12 protein-coding genes are annotated in these 16,740 nt (G+C 72.2%); 7 read left to right on the top strand and 5 right to left on the bottom strand.

What is annotated here, in order from left to right; translation table 11 throughout:
* The first annotated feature begins 130 nt into the window (after positions 1-130).
* A complete protein-coding gene (locus tag ACFQ6S_RS14205; RefSeq protein ID WP_383407924.1) occupies positions 131-3,844 on the top strand; it encodes a S8 family serine peptidase in 3,714 nt (1,237 codons plus the stop codon).
* A 221-nt stretch (positions 3,845-4,065) separates the two neighbouring features.
* On the top strand, positions 4,066-5,379 hold the full coding sequence (locus tag ACFQ6S_RS14200; RefSeq protein ID WP_383407921.1) for a PP2C family serine/threonine-protein phosphatase: 1,314 nt from the start codon (positions 4,066-4,068) through the stop codon (positions 5,377-5,379).
* A 13-nt stretch (positions 5,380-5,392) separates the two neighbouring features.
* Here ACFQ6S_RS14200 and ACFQ6S_RS14195 read toward each other — a convergent pair whose 3' ends face one another.
* On the bottom strand, positions 5,393-6,700 hold the full coding sequence (locus tag ACFQ6S_RS14195) for a helix-turn-helix domain-containing protein (RefSeq protein ID WP_383407919.1): 1,308 nt from the start codon (positions 6,698-6,700) through the stop codon (positions 5,393-5,395).
* 252 nt (positions 6,701-6,952) lie between these two features.
* Between ACFQ6S_RS14195 and ACFQ6S_RS14190 the strand changes: the two genes are divergently transcribed.
* Positions 6,953-7,570: a hypothetical protein gene (locus tag ACFQ6S_RS14190; RefSeq protein WP_383407916.1), complete on the top strand. Its 618-nt coding sequence runs from the start codon at positions 6,953-6,955 to the stop codon at positions 7,568-7,570.
* Between the two features lie 654 nt (positions 7,571-8,224).
* On the top strand, positions 8,225-8,647 hold the full coding sequence (locus ACFQ6S_RS14185) for an ATP-binding protein (protein WP_383409264.1): 423 nt from the start codon (positions 8,225-8,227) through the stop codon (positions 8,645-8,647).
* An 85-nt stretch (positions 8,648-8,732) separates the two neighbouring features.
* Here the strand turns inward: ACFQ6S_RS14185 and ACFQ6S_RS14180 are convergent, their stop codons facing one another.
* A complete protein-coding gene (locus ACFQ6S_RS14180) occupies positions 8,733-9,773 on the bottom strand; it encodes a DUF2637 domain-containing protein (RefSeq protein ID WP_383407913.1) in 1,041 nt (346 codons plus the stop codon).
* 304 nt (positions 9,774-10,077) lie between these two features.
* Positions 10,078-10,929: a (2Fe-2S)-binding protein gene (locus tag ACFQ6S_RS14175; RefSeq protein WP_383407910.1), complete on the bottom strand. Its 852-nt coding sequence runs from the start codon at positions 10,927-10,929 to the stop codon at positions 10,078-10,080.
* A gap of 154 nt (positions 10,930-11,083) precedes the next feature.
* On the opposite strand from ACFQ6S_RS14175, the gene ACFQ6S_RS14170 reads away from it, so the two are divergent.
* Positions 11,084-11,923 carry a GntR family transcriptional regulator gene (locus ACFQ6S_RS14170; protein WP_383407907.1) on the top strand — a complete coding sequence of 280 codons (840 nt, stop codon included), beginning with the start codon at positions 11,084-11,086 and terminating at the stop codon, positions 11,921-11,923.
* A gap of 352 nt (positions 11,924-12,275) precedes the next feature.
* Here ACFQ6S_RS14170 and ACFQ6S_RS14165 read toward each other — a convergent pair whose 3' ends face one another.
* Both ACFQ6S_RS14165 and ACFQ6S_RS14160 read right to left on the bottom strand, forming a co-directional pair.
* Positions 12,276-13,064, bottom strand: coding sequence for a hypothetical protein (locus ACFQ6S_RS14165; RefSeq protein WP_383407905.1), 789 nt, complete (start codon positions 13,062-13,064; stop codon positions 12,276-12,278).
* Positions 13,065-13,217: 153 nt separating this feature from the next.
* Positions 13,218-14,891, bottom strand: coding sequence for a PucR family transcriptional regulator (locus tag ACFQ6S_RS14160; RefSeq protein ID WP_383407902.1), 1,674 nt, complete (start codon positions 14,889-14,891; stop codon positions 13,218-13,220).
* Positions 14,892-15,265: 374 nt separating this feature from the next.
* Between ACFQ6S_RS14160 and ACFQ6S_RS14155 the strand changes: the two genes are divergently transcribed.
* Positions 15,266-16,156, top strand: coding sequence for an FAD binding domain-containing protein (locus ACFQ6S_RS14155; RefSeq protein WP_383407899.1), 891 nt, complete (start codon positions 15,266-15,268; stop codon positions 16,154-16,156).
* Positions 16,156-16,740: a (2Fe-2S)-binding protein gene (locus ACFQ6S_RS14150; protein WP_383407896.1), complete on the top strand. Its 585-nt coding sequence runs from the start codon at positions 16,156-16,158 to the stop codon at positions 16,738-16,740. The genes ACFQ6S_RS14155 and ACFQ6S_RS14150 overlap by 1 nt, the downstream gene beginning before the upstream one ends.

Raw genomic sequence — 16,740 nt, 5'->3', positions numbered from 1 at the left:
CGGTACCACCCGTCACTCTGCCAAGGTGTCGCCACCGCAGCATCAACCACCGCCCGCATTGCCCGACTTGGGCCTTCTTGGCCTGTGCTTTCGCGTCTCCGGGCAGGCGGCAGGACGGGAAGAGGCGATCTTGGGGAGAGCGATATCGCGTACGGCACTGGGCGCGGCGACCGCCGCGATCCTGGCCGTGACGCCGGCCGTACCCACGCACGCGGCCGACACCGCACCGAGACCGCTGACCGGCGCCCGGGCCACCCCCGGCGCCGGCTCGGTCGTCACCCTGGTCACCGGCGACCGGGTCCTCGTCACCCGGGACGGGGCCGTCGCCCTGCCGGGCCCGGACGGTACGACCCCCTTCACACAGACCCGCCGCTCCGGCGACGACCTTTACGTCTACCCCGAGCGTGCGGTCGAGGCCCTCGCCGCGGGCCGGGTCGACGAGGAACTGTTCAACGTCACCGGCCTGGTCCGCCAGGGCTACGACGACACGCACCGCGCGACCCTCCCGCTGATCGCCACCTACGACCGCTCCGTCGCCCGCTCCGTCCCGCCCGCCCCGCGCGGCGCCGAACGCGGCATCGTCCTCGACCCGATCGACGGCGTGGCCCTGGAGGCCGACAAGAAGAAGGCAGCCGACTTCTGGTCGGATGTCACCGGCCCCCGCTCCCGCGCGGCCGGCGACCTCGAGAAGCTGTGGCTCGACGCCAAGGTCAAGGCCACCCTCGACCGTTCGACCCGTCAGGTGCACGCCCCCGAGGCGTGGGCCGCCGGCTACGACGGCAAGGGCACGAAGGTCGCCGTCCTGGACACCGGCGTCGACGCCGAACACCCCGACCTCAAGGACCGCGTCACCGCGTCGAGGAACTTCACCGACTCCCCGGACGCCGGCGACCGCCAGGGCCACGGCACCCACACCACCTCCACCGTCGGCGGCACGGGCGCCGCGAGCGACGGCAGCAAGAAGGGCGTCGCCCCCGGCACGGCCCTCCTCAACGGCAAGGTCCTCGACGACTACGGCTACGGCGAGACCTCGTGGATCATCGCCGGCATGCAGTGGGCCGTCGACCAGGGCGCCGACGTCGTCTCGATGAGCCTCGGCAACCCGGCCCGCACCGACTGCACCGACCCGATGGCCCAGGCCACTCAGGAGCTCGCCCGGTCGAGCGAGAACACCCTCTTCGTCATCGCGGCGGGCAACACCGGCCCCGGCAACAACACGGTCTCGTCCCCGGGCTGCGCCCCGAGCGTCCTCACCGTCGGCGCCGTCGACCGCGACGACTCCACGGCCTCCTTCTCCAGCCGCGGCCCGGCGTACGGCTCGCACACCCTCAAGCCGGAGATCACCGCACCCGGCGTCGACATCTCCGCCGCGCAGGCGGGTGGTCGCGGCGTGTACGCGTACCGGTCCATGAGCGGTACGTCGATGGCGACCCCGCATGTCGCGGGCGCGGCGGCCCTCGTCAAGCAGCGTCACCCCGACTGGAGTGCCCGGCGGATCAAGGCGGCCCTCGTCTCCTCCGCTGACGCGGGCATCCCCGGCGACGTGCGCGAGACGGGCGGCGGGCGCCTCGACGTCGGCGCCGCGATCGGCCAGAAGGTGCTGGGCGCACCCGCGCTGCAGGCCGGCACCTTCAACTGGCCGCAGGACACGAGCGACCGCACGAGTGTCGCCGTGCCCTACACCAACACCACGGACAGGGCGGTGGAGTTGAGGCTGACGGTGCCCGCCGTCACCGGCAACGACGGCTCCACCGTCCGCTCACCCCTCGCCCGCCTCGCCGCCCGCACGGTCACCGTCCCGGCGGGCGCGACGGCCGAGGTGCCGCTGCGGATCGACCCGACCGCGACCCTCACACGGGCGCAGTACGGCGACGTCACCGGCCGGGTCCTCGCCACGGCGAACGGCGTCACCGTCTCCACCCCCTTCGCGCTGTACGTCCAGCCGGAGACCGTCACCTTGCGCGTGAAGCTGATCGACCGGCTCGGCGAGCCCGCCGCCGGCGCCTCCTCCGTCGACCTCATCGGCACCGACGACGCGACCGGCCAGCGCCGCTTCAACGAAGGGGCCACGGACCAGACGTACGAGATCCGCCCAGGCGCCTACTTCCTGTCCAGCTTCATCACGACCCCCGAGACCGAGGGCACGCTCCTGGACTCCCTCACCCACCTCGGCCGTCCCCAGCTGGAGATCCGCGACGACACGACCGTCGTCCTCGACGCGCGCAGGGCCCACCGCCTCACCATCAAGGCCGACCGGCCGACCGAACTGCGGGGCGCCACCCTCGGGTTCGCCCGCAGCTGGGACGGTACCTGGCTGCACGCGGGCACGGCGGCGGGCGGACGCGCACTGCGCGGCTACTACGCCGCCGTCACCGGTCGGGCCTTGGACGGGGACTTCGAGTTCGACAGCTTCTGGCGTGCGACGGCCCCGCAGATCGGCGAACTCGCCGTCGTCGGCGGCAAGTCGCTGCATCCGACCACCGCGTCCTACAGCTCAGCCAACCTCGACGGCACCGGCCGCGCCTCCCTGTTCGACGCCAAGTCCGGTACGGAGGAGGAGCTTTCGGGGGCCGCGGGAAAGATCGCGCTGGTCGGGATCCCGGACGGCGGCAGCGCCTACGAGGTCGCGACGCGCGCCAAGCAGGCAGGTGCGCTGGCCGTCCTCGTCCACCGGGACGCCCCGGGCCGCTGGTACCCGTCGGCCGGCTTCACCGGCGGCCCGCTGCCGGTCCTCGCCATCCCGGCCGAGGAGGCGAGGGCCCTGCTCTCGGACGGGGACGTCACCCTGCGCTGGACGGCCACCGCCAAGAGCCCGTACGTCTACAACCTGGCCTTCCCGGAGCAGGGCCCGATCGACGGCGATCGCACCTACCGCGTCCGGGACCGGGAGCTGGCGGCGACCACCGCGACGTACAACTCGATGGCGGGCGGCGCCACCGACCACGTCGACCTGACGTCCATGTCCCGCCCGAACGGACTGACCGGCTACTTCAGCGGGTTGGAGACGGTGCCCGCCCCCTTCCGGCGCACCGAGTACCACTCGCCGGGGACGACCGGCTGGGAGCACGAGGTGTCCAGCAGCTTCCCCTGGGGCGAGTTCATGATCGACCCGATGCGGACGTACGCGAAGGGGGAGCGGCGCACCGAGGAGTGGTACGGCGGCGTCCTCGCCCCCGCCACCCCGCGCGACGACAACGGCCGGCCGGCCCTCGCCGCCGAACGGCAGGGCGATCTGATCGGCGTGGCGCCCGGCTTCTGGGGAGACGGGCAGCACCAGGGCGTGCGGGGCAGCTTCGGCGACATCGGCAGCATGACGCTGAGCCGGGGCGGCGAGACGATCGGCGAAAGCCCCTACCCCTTCGGGGTGTTCACCGTCCCGGCCGAGGAGTCCACGTACGAACTCACCCTCACCACAGCGAAGATCGGACCCCCGGCCCGCGCCTGGAACCGTTCGACGAGCACGAGGACGACCTGGACCTTCCGCTCCGCACTGGACGAGGACGCGTACTCGCAGGGCATACCGCTGCTGTTCCCGCGGTACACGCTGCCGGAGGACGGCCTGAAGACGCTCCCCGCCGAGGACGGTCAGACGATCACTCTCACGGCGACCGGCCACGCGGGCTACGAGCCCGGTGAGCTGACGCGGGCCGAGCTCGCGTACTCGTACGACGAGGGCGAGACCTGGACCGAGGCGCGGACCGCGCCGAAGGACGACGGGAACTGGACGGCGGTGGTGAACCACAGAGGAACGACAGGAAGGGCGGTCACACTCAAGGCCGTCCTGACCGACGCCGACGGCGCCTCGGTCACCCAGATCGTGACCCGGGCCTACGACGTGCGCTGACGCGCGCGAAGGGGATCTGGGCCCGGGTCACCCGGCAGTCGCCGGGCGGTTCTCCCGTGGGGGGTGGGGCCGCCCGGCGACCTGTTTTCGCCCGGCGTTCCTCCGGTGTTTCGCAAGCCTGTTCAAGGCCTCACCCGACGAGCCGTCAGAGGTGGCCCGGCGGGGCCGGATTTTCCTGATGCCCCGTTTTCATCCGGGCCGAGCGGTGGACAATTGGGGGCATGAACCAGCAGGGGGGTAGGCCCACCGGCCGCGAGGACGACTGGTGGGGGCAGCTGTATGGAGACCTCACCGAGGACACGGGCCCGACGGCGGCCCCCGACTCACTGGACGACCGCTTCGCCTCGGCCGCGGGGGCGGTGAACCAGCGGTCGGGGACGGGCGCCCCGGTCCCGTCACCGAGGGCGGGGGCGGATCCCGTGGAGCGTCCGCCGGCGTTTCCGCCCGGTCTGCCGAAACCGCCGGGATTCACGGTCGAGACACCTCCGGCCGATGCCGGACCGCCCCCGGCCCGGGTCCCCGAGCAGCCGACACCGGCATTGCCCGCACCCACCACACCTCCAGCCCGCTCCCTCGACTACGTGGGCGACGGTCCTCCCACCTACGCCGCCGAGCCCACCGCCCTGCCGCCCGCAGACCCGGACGACCTCGACGACCTGGTCGCCGACACCGTGCTCGACGGCGCCCACTACGGCACCTGCACCCTGCGGGCCGTCTCCCTGCGCGGCGACTCCGCCCGCTACCGGGGCGAACCCCGCCGCGACTCCCTGCTCACCGCCCGCTTCGGCACCGGCGACCACGCCCTGCTCCTGGTGGCCATGGCGACCGGCGCCCGAGCCACCCCGGGCGCGCACCGCGCCGCCGCCGAGGCCTGCCACTGGATCGGCCGTGCCGTCGGCCGCAGTCACGCGAGGCTCGCGGAGGACATAAGGGCCGCGCGGCGCGGTGACCTCAAGTCGGGCCTGCACCGGCTCACCGACCGCAGCCTCGGCAAACTCCGCGCCAGCGCCGCCGAACAGGGCATCGAACCCGAGGAGTACGCGGCGACCCTGCGCTGTCTCCTGCTCCCCGCCGACCCCGAGTGCCGTACGCGCGTCTTCTTCGGCGTCGGCGAGGGCGGACTCTTCCGGCTGCGGAACGGCGAATGGCAGGACATCGAGCCCCGCGTCACCGATGCCAGCGGCGAACCCGTCGTCGGCTTCGGCTCGCTGCCCGCCGAGACCCCCGAGGGCGACCGCCTCACCATGGACCTCGGCATCACCACCCCGCCGAGTCCCTACGAGCCGGCCCCCGAGCCGCTCCGCGAACCCTTCCGCTTCCGCGCCTCCGTCGCCCGCGCCGGTGACACCCTGCTGATGTGCACCGGCGGCCTCGCCGACCCGCTGCGCGGCGAACCCGAACTCGCCGCCCACCTGACCGGACGGTGGTCCGGCCTCGAACCGCCCGGACTCGCCGAGTTCCTCGCCGACACCCAGGTCCGGGTGAAGGGCTACGCCGACGACCGTACGGCGGCCGCCGTGTGGGAGGCGCAGTGAGCCCCGGGCCCTCCTACTCCTCCCACGGCACCCAGGCGCGGGCCGAGGTGTCGTACGCGTAGTTCGCCAGCCCCTTGGTGCTCGTCGTACGGAACGGGCGGCCGTGGTCGTCGATGCGGACCGTGCCGCTGCGGCCCTGGGACGACCAGTCCAGTTCCAGGTACCAGCTGCAGTCGCAGGTCACCGTCCGCGCGTCGACCAGCAGCACCTCGGGGTCCTCGGCGGACACGCGGTACGGCAGGCGCATCGCCGGGATGGTGACGCCCGTGTCGTTGCCGTCGGCCGGGCGGGCGATGGGCCGGTCCTTGTCCAGGTCGACCTCGAAGTAGCGCGGCGTCAGCGCTCCGCCACAGCCTTGGTCCATGGCGTAGTTGGTGCCCTCCATGGGCGCCGAACGGCCGACGACACGGACGCGCAGTGCGTCCAGGACGACGGCCGTGGACGACCGGCCCTGCACCGTGATCTCCACCAGGGTCTGCCGGCCGTGCACGGCGTTCTGCGTCGCCGCCCAGGTCGCGGCGTCCTGCGGGGCCGGGGGCGGCGGGACCTGCCCCGGCGGCTTGGCGATGACGTAGTCGTGACCGCAGCCGGCCTGCCAGACATGGGAGTCGGTGCTCCAGGTGAGGGGCACGCCGGTCGGGGGCTGCTGCTGTCCGGCCTTCTTCTCCAGCCCGTCGGCGGTTTCGCCGGGCTTCGCCGGGGACTCCTTCGACGCGCCGGCCGAGGGTGTGGGCGAGGTGGCGGACGGGCTGGGGGACTCGGCCTGCTTCGGGCGCGAGGTGCCCGGCTCCGTCGTCCGGGGCGGATCGACGGCCTGGACGGAGTCGCTGTCCTTGCGGCGGTCGTGCGGGAGGGCGGTGAGGCTGCCGAGCGTGGCGAGGAGAGCGGTGGCCACGGCCGCGGAGACCAGCAGGCGCCGGCGGCGGTACCAGGGGCGAGGGGGAGGGTCGGCCGATGCCGGGTCCTGGGCGGGTTCCCGGGCCGGGTGCGAGAGGGCCCTGTCCGAGGGGGCCTTGTCCGCCGAGTCGGCAGCAGCCGCGCCGGCAACCGCCGTACGCGAACGTTGTCGTGCCGCCACCGCCAGGATCCAGCGGCGGTGCAGCTCCAGTCGCTCCTCCGGCGTCGCCCCGCACAGCGCGGCGAAGCGCTCCACGCGGGCGAAGTCCACGGGCACCGCATCGCCGGTGCAGTAGCGGTGCAACGTGGAGGTGTTCATGTTCAGGCGGCGGGCCAGCTGACCGTAGCTGCGGTCGGTGCGTTCCTTCAGGCGTCTGAGTAAGCCGGCGAACTCCTGGACGTCGGCGTCCTGTGCTTCCGACACTGTTCTCCCGTGTCCTCCCCGTCCCGGGACGGCATCCCAGGGACTCCATATACCTGCACGTCAGAAGGGCTGGGATGGTTCCACCGTCGCGGATCGGGCGAGGACGCTTGCGACCGCCCGCTGTGACGGCTGATGCTTCTGGTGTCGCACCGACCGGGGGCCGGACGGACCAACCGGCGTCGGTGACGACCCACTTCCGCACGTTCACGCACTGATGCGTTCAGCACTCATCTCATCCACGGGGGGATACCCATGTCCAAGCGCACCCGAGCCGGCGTGCTCGCCGCACTCGCCGTCGCCGGCCTCACCGCAGGCACCGCGCTGTCCGCCGCACCGGCGGGCGCCGCTACGAGGGCGCCCGCGCCGAAGTTCCTCGCGGCGTCCGAACTGCCGCCGCACTCCTCCTCCGCCTGGACCGCCGGCAAGGTCACCGACGGCGTCCCGGAGGAGATGCAGTACTGCTTCGGCGACGCGCTGCTCGCCTACGACTCCCGCTACCGCACCTTCCGCACCGACCTCGACACCGGCGCCGAGCAGCTGAACATCGTCGTCGGTGACAGCGCGAAGGCCAAGGCCCTCGCCAACCGGCTCGACAAGGAGGTCAAGCGCTGCGTCACGCGGATGGACGCCGCCCCGGACGTCGAGGCCGACTACAAGAGCTACGGCAGCCTGTCCGTCGAGGAGGGCGCCCGTGTCCACGGCTTCGCGACGCGCGCTTCGTGGGGCGCCATGGACATCCACCTCGTCTCGGTCGGCCGGGACGGCGGCACCGTCACCGTCGTGCAGTGGGGGCAGATGGGCGACTTCGCGGACGCGCCGGTGAAGGCATTCAAGAAGACGACCACCACCGCGGTCGACAAGCTCTACTGACCGACGCGTCACGCGACCACCACACCAGCGGGGCCGCCCTTCCGGACGGGGGTCGGGCGGGCGGCCCCGCATTCATCGAGCGCGAATTCCGGCCAGATTCCCAGGTTGCGGGAAAGTGGCCGGAGGCGTGCCGTCGCCTCACCGCGGGACACGCCGGTGTCCACTGAACGCACCGCCCCACCGCCGCGCCGGGTACGACCGGATCGGCAGCGCGCGATGAGCGGTCGATACGATCCGCTGCGGTACAGGCGCCCGCAGGGCAGTCGGCCCGTTGCCGTGCGGGACCGCACTGGTCGGCGGTCTCCCTCCGGGATCGGATGCATCGCCCCGCCTCCCCTCGCCGCGAACGGCCCATCGCTCCGGAAGCCGGGCCGTGGCCGGTGACGGACGCGGCCCGGCCGCCGCGTAGGGCGGTCTCCGGGCGGCCGACGAGTGACGTTCCAGGTTTCATCCAACGGTGTGGACCGCCCCAACCGTGGCCGAACACCTGGTCGTTGACGATTCGACATGACTGCCGCCGGTTCGACTGGGAATGGTTCCCGTGAACGTGTTCGAGCCAGGAGGGGAACCGACATCGGCACGCGGGCGGGGGTCATGAAAAGGCATGCGCGAGGAGGCGGTCCCACAGTGGTCGGGGCCTCCTCGGTGGAGACAGTGGAGGACAGGGCCGCGAGCGCCGGGGATCACGCGCAGCCGCCTCAGCTCAGGCGCAGACTCGGTCGGGCGGACCTGCGGGCCGTACCGGAGACACGCCGGGCACTGCGCGAGCTGTTACGGCACTGGGGGAGGCCCGGACGATCGGACATAGCCGAACTGCTCACCAGCGAGCTCGTCACCAACGCGCTCGTGCACACCGACCGGGACGCCGTGTTCACGGCGACCGTCGGACCGGACGGACTCCGGGTGGAGGTACGGGACTTCGTGGCCCGGCTGCCCAGACCGCGCGTACCGAACGCCGACGACGGTACGAACGGCAGGGGCCTGATCCTGGTCCAGTCCCTCGCGGACGCCTGGGGCGTGCGGACGCACGGGGTGGGGAAGGCGGTGTGGTTCGAGCTCGATGGGAACGCCGTGTGACGACCTGCGCGGATGGCGTGTGACGACGGGAAGGGTCGCGACCCGAGTCCCGGGTCGCGCCCCTTCCCGTCGATGAGACGCGGGCTCAGCCGAACTGCTGCTCAAGGTCCTTGAGCTTGCGCTCCAGCGAGTCGAGCCGCGGCAGCGCCATGGTGTCGTCCTCCGCGGTGAGGTCGACCTTCACCGGATCAGAACCGGTGCGTACGGGCTGCAACGAGGGACGCGAACGCACGGGCAGCTGTTCCGGCGTGGATATGGCAGGCTCCGCGGAGACCGACGCGGAGGCGCGCTCCAGGGCCTGCGGCTCCGTCTGCCGTGCGTTGCCGCGGCCGATGAAGCCGCGGTGGCCGCGGCTGATGGCCTTCAGCTGGGCGCGCTCCATGCGCTGCTGGTCGCGCCGGCGCAGCCGGCTCTCGTCCTTCTGCCGCTTGTCCTCCCGGACCTCGTCGACCGCCTCGTCCAGGCTGCGCACGCCCTCCAGGAGCATCAGCGACCAGGCCTTGTAGGTCTCGCGGGGCGCCCGCAGCCAGCGGACGATCCGGATCTGGGGGAGGGGCCTGGGCACCAGACCCTGCTCGCGCAGGGCGGCCCGGCGGGTCTGCTTCAGCGCCCGGTCGAACAGCACGGCCGCGGAGAGGGACATACCTGCGAAGAAGTGCGGGGCGCCGTCATGGCCGAGGCCCCTGGGCGCGTGCACCCAGTTGAACCAGGCCGCGGCGGCCGCGAACGTCCATACGAGTATCCGGGAGCCGAGGGCCGCGTCACCGTGGCTGGCCTCGCGCACCGCGAGGACGGAGCAGAACATCGCGGCGCCGTCCAGACCGAACGGCACGAGGTACTGCCAGCCGTTGTGGAGGTTGAGGTTCTGCTCGCCGAAGCCGACCAGGCCGTGGAAGGAGAGGGCTGCGGCCACGGCCGCACAGCAGAACAGGAGCACATAGGAGGCGGTGCCGTATATGGCCTCCTTGCGCCTACGGCGCTCTTCGCTGCGCTCCCACGAGTCGTCCGCGCCTGCGTCCTTCCCCGAGGTCTTCCCGCGCCGAAGCACCGCTATCGCCGCCAGCAGGCCCAGGAGCAGGACGGCGCCCGGAAGCAGCCAGTTCAGCGATATGTCGGTCAATCTCATCTGGGGTCCCTTGCATTGGGATAGGGCGTAACGCCCGCCATAGTGGCCCAATCCCGCTGGCCCTCAGGGGGTTTCGGGGCAAGAGGCCGCCAAGGAAGTGCAAGGGGATGCCCACGGCGGCGTTCTGCTCGAACTGCCGCTTGAGGGGCAGGAGTTGAGTTCGAACAAGACTACCCGTGCGGGTGGTTCCACGGAAAGTTCCTGCGCTAAGTGAGGAATTTGTGAAACGCCTGTAACCGAAACGAGTGTCCCGCTCTCGGGTGATCTTACGGCACGGAAGGTTACGGCCGTGTCTGACGGAGCCTCAACTCGCCGCGGCCAGAAGCTTGGTGACCCGGTCCGCGTCGCAGGTGCGGGGGCAGGTGGCGCAGGTGTCCTCGGGGCGCACCGTGTAGAACATGCAGCAGCTCGCCCGGTCCCGGGTGGGCAGTGACTCGCCGTTCGGTCCGGTCAGTTCACGGAAGGCGGCAGAGCCCACGTACGGCTTCGTCGCGCCCGGCAGGAGCAGTTCGAGTTCGCGCCGGGCACGGTCCTGCTCCCCGTCGCCGAGCAGATGGGCGACGTACCACAGGCCCTCGACGACCTCGTCGGTCGCCATGCCCCACAGCGCGCGGCCGCGGCGGCGCATGCGCGGGCCGAAGCCGGTGAGCACCGGTTGGAGGTGCTCGGCGACGGCGGTGCGCACCTCGTCGCGCAGTGCCTCCTCGTCGGGGACCACCCTCGCGCCGGGCAGGCCAGCGGCCGGGTCGTCGGGGAGGCAGGCGAAGGTGGTGGGGCGGGCGGCCAGGCGGCCTATGGCGAAACCGGGGGCCGTGCGGTCGTACGAGACATGTGTCACGGGGAAGCGGGGGACGCGGCGGAGCAGGAACCACGGCACGGTGATCAGCAGACAGGCGGGCCAGGCGTAGCGGTGCAGGCCGAAGCTGGCGACTACGTCCGGGCGGGCGGGCTCTCCGTAGTCGCGTCGTACCTGTGCGTCGTCCCAGGACAGGAAGGTGTCGAGGTCGGTGCCGCCCTCTGCCAGGGCGGTCGCGGTGATCCATCCGGCGTGCCGCGGGAGCTGTTCCCGGGTGGGCGGCTGGGTGATGTCGAGCCCCGGGAGGACCTCGGTGAGACGGGTGTAGGCGTCTGCGAGGACCACGGGGGGCACGGACATGGGGACCGCCGATTCGGGAGGCTTCAAAGGTAAGGCTTACCTTACCCAAGATCGCTGCGGTTTGAACTGTCGCGTTCTGGGCCTATGGTGCTTGACGGGTGAGTAACAACCCGCCGTAATGACCCCAAGTACCGACACGTCCGGAGGAGGACCCGTGAGTCAGGGTGCGCAGGGCTCCGCGGTGTCGGGAAGTCAGGGGGGCTCTCAGGTGCGCGCGGATGCGCTGCGGGTGCCGCCGCAAGGGCGTGGTGTGGAGGGGGAGCGGGCCGCCGAAGCCGCCGAGCGTCTTCGGGGTGATTCCTCGGTGCCGACCGCTCGGGGTGAGCACACGCACAGCGAGGTGCCGATTCCGCGGCCGCGGCCGCTGGTGCAGCGGGCCTCGGTGCGGGGGCAGATCCTCGACGCGCTGAGGACCGCGCTGGTCAGCGGTGAGCTGACGCCCGGGGCGGTGTATTCGGCGCCTGCGCTTGGGGAGCGGTTCGGGGTTTCCGCGACGCCCGTGCGTGAGGCGATGCAGCAGCTCGCGTTGGAGGGGGCCGTCGAGGTCGTGCCCAACCGGGGGTTCCGGGTGGTCGAGCGGGGGGCTCGGGAGCTGGCGGAGCTGGTCGAGGTCCGGGCGCTGATCGAGGTGCCGGTGATGTTGCGGCTCGCGCGTACGGTGGCTGCCGAACGGTGGGTGGAGATGCGGCCGTTGGCCGAGGCGACGGTGCGGGCGGCGTCGACCGGGTGCCGGGCTACGTACGCGGAGTCGGACCGTACCTTCCATCGTGCGGTGCTGTCGCTGTGCGGCAACGAACAGCTGGTTCAGATCGCCGACGACCTTCATCGGCGGGCTCAGTGGCCTCTGGTGAGTCCTGTGCGGGGTTCGGGGCGGGGGCATGCCGATCTGATCGCCGACGCGGCTGAGCACACTGCGCTGCTGGATGCGCTGATCGGTCGGGATCTGGATGTGGTGCGGGCGTTGGTGGGGGAGCATTTCGCCGGCGCGCATTGAGTTGCGCGGGGTGCCTGCGGCGCCTGTGCGGGGTCGGTGGGGGTGCGTGTAGCGCCTGCGGTGTGGTGGGTGGGTCGGGGCCGTGCCGGGGGGTGTCCGTCCTCGGTCGGGCGGTTGCCGTCGGGCAGAGAGGTGCTCTTCGTTGACGCCCGCCGCTGCGGGCGGACACCCGCCGGCACGGCCCCTTGCCGCCGTACGCGGGTGCCGGGCCGGTGGGGCAGCCCGCCTACGCGCTTCTACGGTGACTCTCAGCGCCGGTGTGCATCTCTCAGCCCGTCCGGCGTTTGAGGACGAGGCCCCTTCAGGGCCGACGGGGGTCCAGGGGGGCGGAGCCCCCTGGTAGGGCGAGCCGCTACGCCGTTGCCGCTCCTGTTGCCGGTGGTGTCGGGGTCAGTTGGCGGGCCAGCCAGGTGGGGACGCCGCCCAGGAGGCGGAACAGGCGGCGGGCCTCCTCGCGGAGGCGGGCCGCTTCCGGTTCGGTCTCCGCGTCGGCCAGGGACGCCAGCGCGGGGGCCGTGCCCACCAGGTAGCCGAGTTCCTCCCGGATGCGCAGGGACTCGGCGAAACCGTGGCGGGCCTCCGCCAACTCGCCGTCGCGGAGGGCCAGTCCGGCCAGGTGGCGCCAGGTGAAGGAGAGCAGGAGCGGGTCGGCGTGGGCCGTCGCGCCTGCGTGGGCGCGGCGGTAGGCCGCCCGGGCGGACTGCGGAGAGCGGGCCAGGTTCTCTGCCAGGAGGCCTCGGCGGAAGTCGAGGAGGGCCCTGCCCGCCGCTCCCGGAGGGATCAGCGCCGCCGCCCGGCCCAGCGCCGCCCGCGCCTCGTCGGCCCGGTCGCGCACTCCGTGCAGTGTCGCGGCGTAGGCAAGTTGCCCTCTTTCACAAGCGGCCGCGCCCCGCTCGTCGTCACCGTGGGCGAGCGCCTCGGCCGTGCGGAGGGCGTCCTCGGCCTCCTCCCAGCCCTGTTCGGTGTAGAGACAGCGCTCCACCAGCAGTGACGCCCGCTGCAGCGCTGCCGGTGCGGTGACCGGCTGGAGCAGGGCCGCCGCGTCCGCCCAGCAGGCGCGTGAACGCAGCCGCCATACCGCGGTCTGGAGTGGATCGTCACCAGCGGTCGTTCCGTTACCAGACATGGCGGTATACGCCACCTCGCCCTCCCCGAGCACGCCATCGAGCTGTTGAGTGGTTGCGGCATCTCAGCACGAATCTTCGCGCTCGGCCAAGAGGGTGGGTGAAGGATTTCACAAAGTCGTGGGACAGCGACGGCACTTGGTGCCATCGGGCGCGGGGTCCCGATGAGGTCAACTCATCCGCAATGCCAAGAAGAAATCCAGCTTGTCCTCCAGCCGGGAGAGGTCCCGGCTCGTCAACTGCTCGATCCTCCCCACTCGGTAGCGCAGTGTGTTGACGTGCAGGTGGAGCCGGGTCGCGCAGCGGGTCCAGGAGCCGTCGCAGTCCAGGAAGGCTTCGAGGGTGGGGATCAGCTCGGCCCGGTGTCGGCGGTCGTAGTCGCGCAGCGGGTCGAGGAGGCGGGCGGTGAAGGCGCGCCGGACGTCGTCCGGGACGAAGGGCAGGAGCAGGACATGGGACGCCAGCTCCTGGTGACCCGCCGCGCAGACCCTCCCCGGCCGGGCCGCCGCCACCCGGCGGGCGTGCCGGGCCTCCTCCAGGGCGCCGCGCAGCCCCTCCGCCGAGTGCACCGCCGCGCTGACGCCGAGCGTCACCCGGCCGTCGCCGTCGAGGCCCGCGGCGAGCGGGTCGCGGACCGACTCCAGGAGCGCGTCGGCGAGGATGCCGGCCTCCGAGCCGTCGTGCTCCGCGGACACCGCCGGCAGCGGGACCAGCGCGATGGCCTCGTCGCCGGTGTGGGCCACCGCGATGCGGTCGGACGGCTCGGGGCCCGTGGCCAGCGGGTCGACGAGGATCTCCTCGAGCAGGGACTGGGCGACCGGGCCCGCCTCGATGTCACCCTCCTCCCATTCGACCCGGGCCACCACGATCTGCCAGTGCGGGGCCGCGCCCAGACCGGGCAGCAGGACCGGTGCGGCGACCCTCAGACGTGCGGCGATCTCGCCGGGTGCCGCGCCCGTCTGGACCAGTTCGAGGATCTCCTGCGCGAGACGGCGGCGGACGGTGCGTGCCGCGTCCCGGCGGTCCCGTTCCACCGCGATCAGCTGTGTGACGCCCTGGAGGAGGTCGAGCCGCTCCTCGGGCCAGTCGCTCGCGTCCGCCGCCACCGCCAGCAGCCAGTCCGACAGCACCGTCTCGCGCACATCCCGCGAGGCCTGCGGGGAGCGTCCGCTGCTGCGGATCGGGAAGAGGGAGTACGTCGTGCCGCCCAGGCTCAGCCGGTGCGGGCCGCGGCGGCCCGTCCGGGCGGCCGTCAGATGCTCCGCCGCCAGCTTCGCGTACACGTCGGCGGGCAGCGCCGGGCCGGCGACCTTCGAGCCCGCGATGAGCCGGCCCGCCGGCGACAGCACCCACGCGCGCAGGTCCAGGTCGGAGCCCAGGAGGTCCAGGACCACGTCCGGGCCGCCGCCCGCCGGGCCCGAGGTCATCATCCGGCGGTGCCGGTCGACGACGGCCGCGAGGTCCCCGGCCCGCTCGCCGCTCACCTGCCGTACGACATGCTCGGTCACCGTCGCGAACGCCACCGACTCGTGCACCGCGAAGAGCGGCAGACGATGCCGGGCGCAGGCCACGACCAGGTCGTCGGGGATGTCGCCCAGCTCGGCCTCACCGGCCGCCAGGGCCGCCACACCGGCCTGCGCGAGGAGGCGCACGAAAGGGTCGGAGTCCGCGGCGTTCCGACGCCAGGCCAGTCCCGTGAGCACCAGCTCACCGCCCGAGAGATAGCGGCTGGGGTCCCTGAGGTCGGTGGTCATCACACCACGCACGGTGCGGTCCAGCTCATCCTCGCCGCCGAGCAGCTTGAGGCCCAGCGCGTCCGTGTCCAGCAGTGCGCGCAGCCGCATTTCGTCGCCGCCGTTCTTTGTCTCGAAACCTACGATGAATCTTGAAGGGTCTGTCGGGCGGCCCGCTCCGCGGGCCGATGAGCGGCGCCGGGGGCGGTGCTCGTCGTCTTTCGGACGGTGTCCCAGGTCACAGGGCTGTGCCCGAAGTTTCCAGAGGAAGACGTGGAGGTTACTGGTGACCTCCGTTCATACGAATCTACAAGATGCCCACCCTGGCCAGCCAACTCCTTCATGGTTTCCGTGACTGACCCTGGTGGAGCACAGCGCTGTGTACTGACGTCAATGCGCGTTAACAGCACATGAACGAGCCGGGCTCGCCGCACCTGATCTGGCTCAAACCGTACGACCCCACGAGACGAAGAAGAGAGCCGGTCATGGACTTCCTTCGCCCCGCCAGCTGGGAGGAGGCGCTCGCCGCGAAGGCCGAGCACCCCACCGCTGTGCCGATTGCGGGTGGCACCGATGTGATGGTCGAGATCAACTTCGACCACCGTCGGCCCGAGTACCTTCTCGACCTGAACCGCATCGGTGACCTCTACGAGTGGGAGGTCGGCGAGGAGACGGTGCGGCTCGGCGCCTCCGTCCCGTACACCAAGATCATGGAGAGCCTGCGCGCCGAGCTGCCGGGCCTCGCCCTCGCCTCGCACACGGTCGCCTCCCCGCAGATCCGCAACCGCGGCGGCGTCGGCGGCAACCTCGGCACCGCCTCCCCGGCCGGCGACGCCCACCCCGCCCTCCTCGCGGCCGGCGCCGAGGTCGAGGTCGAGTCGGTGCGCGGCAGCCGCCGTATCCCGATCGACGAGTTCTACACCGGCGTGAAGCGCAACGCGCTCGCCGCCGACGAGCTGATCAGGGCCGTGCATGTGAAGAAGGCCGACGGGCCCCAGCAGTACTCCAAGGTCGGCACCCGCAACGCCATGGTCATCGCCGTGTGTGCCTTCGGGCTCGCGCTGCATCCCGAGACGCGGACCGTGCGTACGGGGATCGGCTCGGCCGCCCCCACGCCGGTGCGGGCCAAGGCCGCCGAGGAGTTCCTGAACGCGGCGCTCGAAGAGGGCGGCTTCTGGGACAACGGCAAGATCATCACCCCGTCGGTCGCCAAGCAGTTCGCCGAGCTGTGCTCGGGCGCCTGCAACCCGATCGACGACGTCCGGGGCACGGCGAGCTACCGCCGGCACGCGGTCGGCGTCATGGCCCGCCGCACGCTGACCTGGACCTGGGAGTCGTACCGCGGCGACCGCCGCCTCACGGAGGGAGCCGCGTAATGCGAGTCAACTTCACTGTCAACGGACGTCCGCAGGAAGCCGACGACGTGTGGGAGGGCGAGTCCCTGCTGTACGTGCTGCGCGAGCGGATGGGGCTTCCGGGTTCCAAGAACGCCTGTGAGCAGGGCGAGTGCGGATCCTGCACCGTCCGCCTCGACGGCGTGCCCGTGTGTTCGTGTCTGGTCGCCGCCGGGCAGGTCGAGGGCCGCGAGGTCGTCACCGTCGAGGGCCTGGCGGACTTCGCCAAGCAGCGCGACGAGCACGGCGGCTGCGCCACCGGCGCCTGCGGTACGTCCCTCCAGGACGCCCAGCAGTGGGGGGCCAAGGGGCAGGACTCGCAGACCGGCGAGGGCACCGAACTCTCCACGATCCAGCAGGCGTTCATCGACGCCGGCGCCGTCCAGTGCGGCTTCTGCACGCCGGGTCTGCTGGTCGCCGCCGACGAGATGCTGGAGCACAACCCCAACCCGACCGACGCGGACATCCGCGAGGCGCTGTCGGGCAACCTGTGCCGCTGCACGGGCTACGAGAAGATCATGGACGCGGTCCGCCTCGCGGCCGCCCGGCAGGGAGAGGCGGTCTGA

The sequence above is a fragment of the Streptomyces sp. NPDC056479 genome, from assembly GCF_042795335.1.
Classification (GTDB): Bacteria; Actinomycetota; Actinomycetes; order Streptomycetales; family Streptomycetaceae; genus Streptomyces.
Note: the sequence above shows the minus strand (reverse complement) of the source record. Positions and strands in the feature narration are given on the sequence as shown.

Bases quoted from the DNA above. Each gene is read 5' to 3' on its own strand.
- ACFQ6S_RS14200 (WP_383407921.1), top strand. From the start codon at position 4,066: ATGAACCAGCAGGGGGGTAGGCCCACCGGCCGCGAGGACGACTGGTGG.
- ACFQ6S_RS14190 (WP_383407916.1), top strand. From the start codon at position 6,953: ATGTCCAAGCGCACCCGAGCCGGCGTGCTCGCCGCACTCGCCGTCGCC.
- ACFQ6S_RS14180 (WP_383407913.1), bottom strand. From the start codon at position 9,773: ATGAGATTGACCGACATATCGCTGAACTGGCTGCTTCCGGGCGCCGTC.
- ACFQ6S_RS14175 (WP_383407910.1), bottom strand. From the start codon at position 10,929: ATGTCCGTGCCCCCCGTGGTCCTCGCAGACGCCTACACCCGTCTCACC.
- ACFQ6S_RS14160 (WP_383407902.1), bottom strand. From the start codon at position 14,891: ATGCGGCTGCGCGCACTGCTGGACACGGACGCGCTGGGCCTCAAGCTG.
- ACFQ6S_RS14155 (WP_383407899.1), top strand. From the start codon at position 15,266: ATGGACTTCCTTCGCCCCGCCAGCTGGGAGGAGGCGCTCGCCGCGAAG.
- ACFQ6S_RS14150 (WP_383407896.1), top strand. From the start codon at position 16,156: ATGCGAGTCAACTTCACTGTCAACGGACGTCCGCAGGAAGCCGACGAC.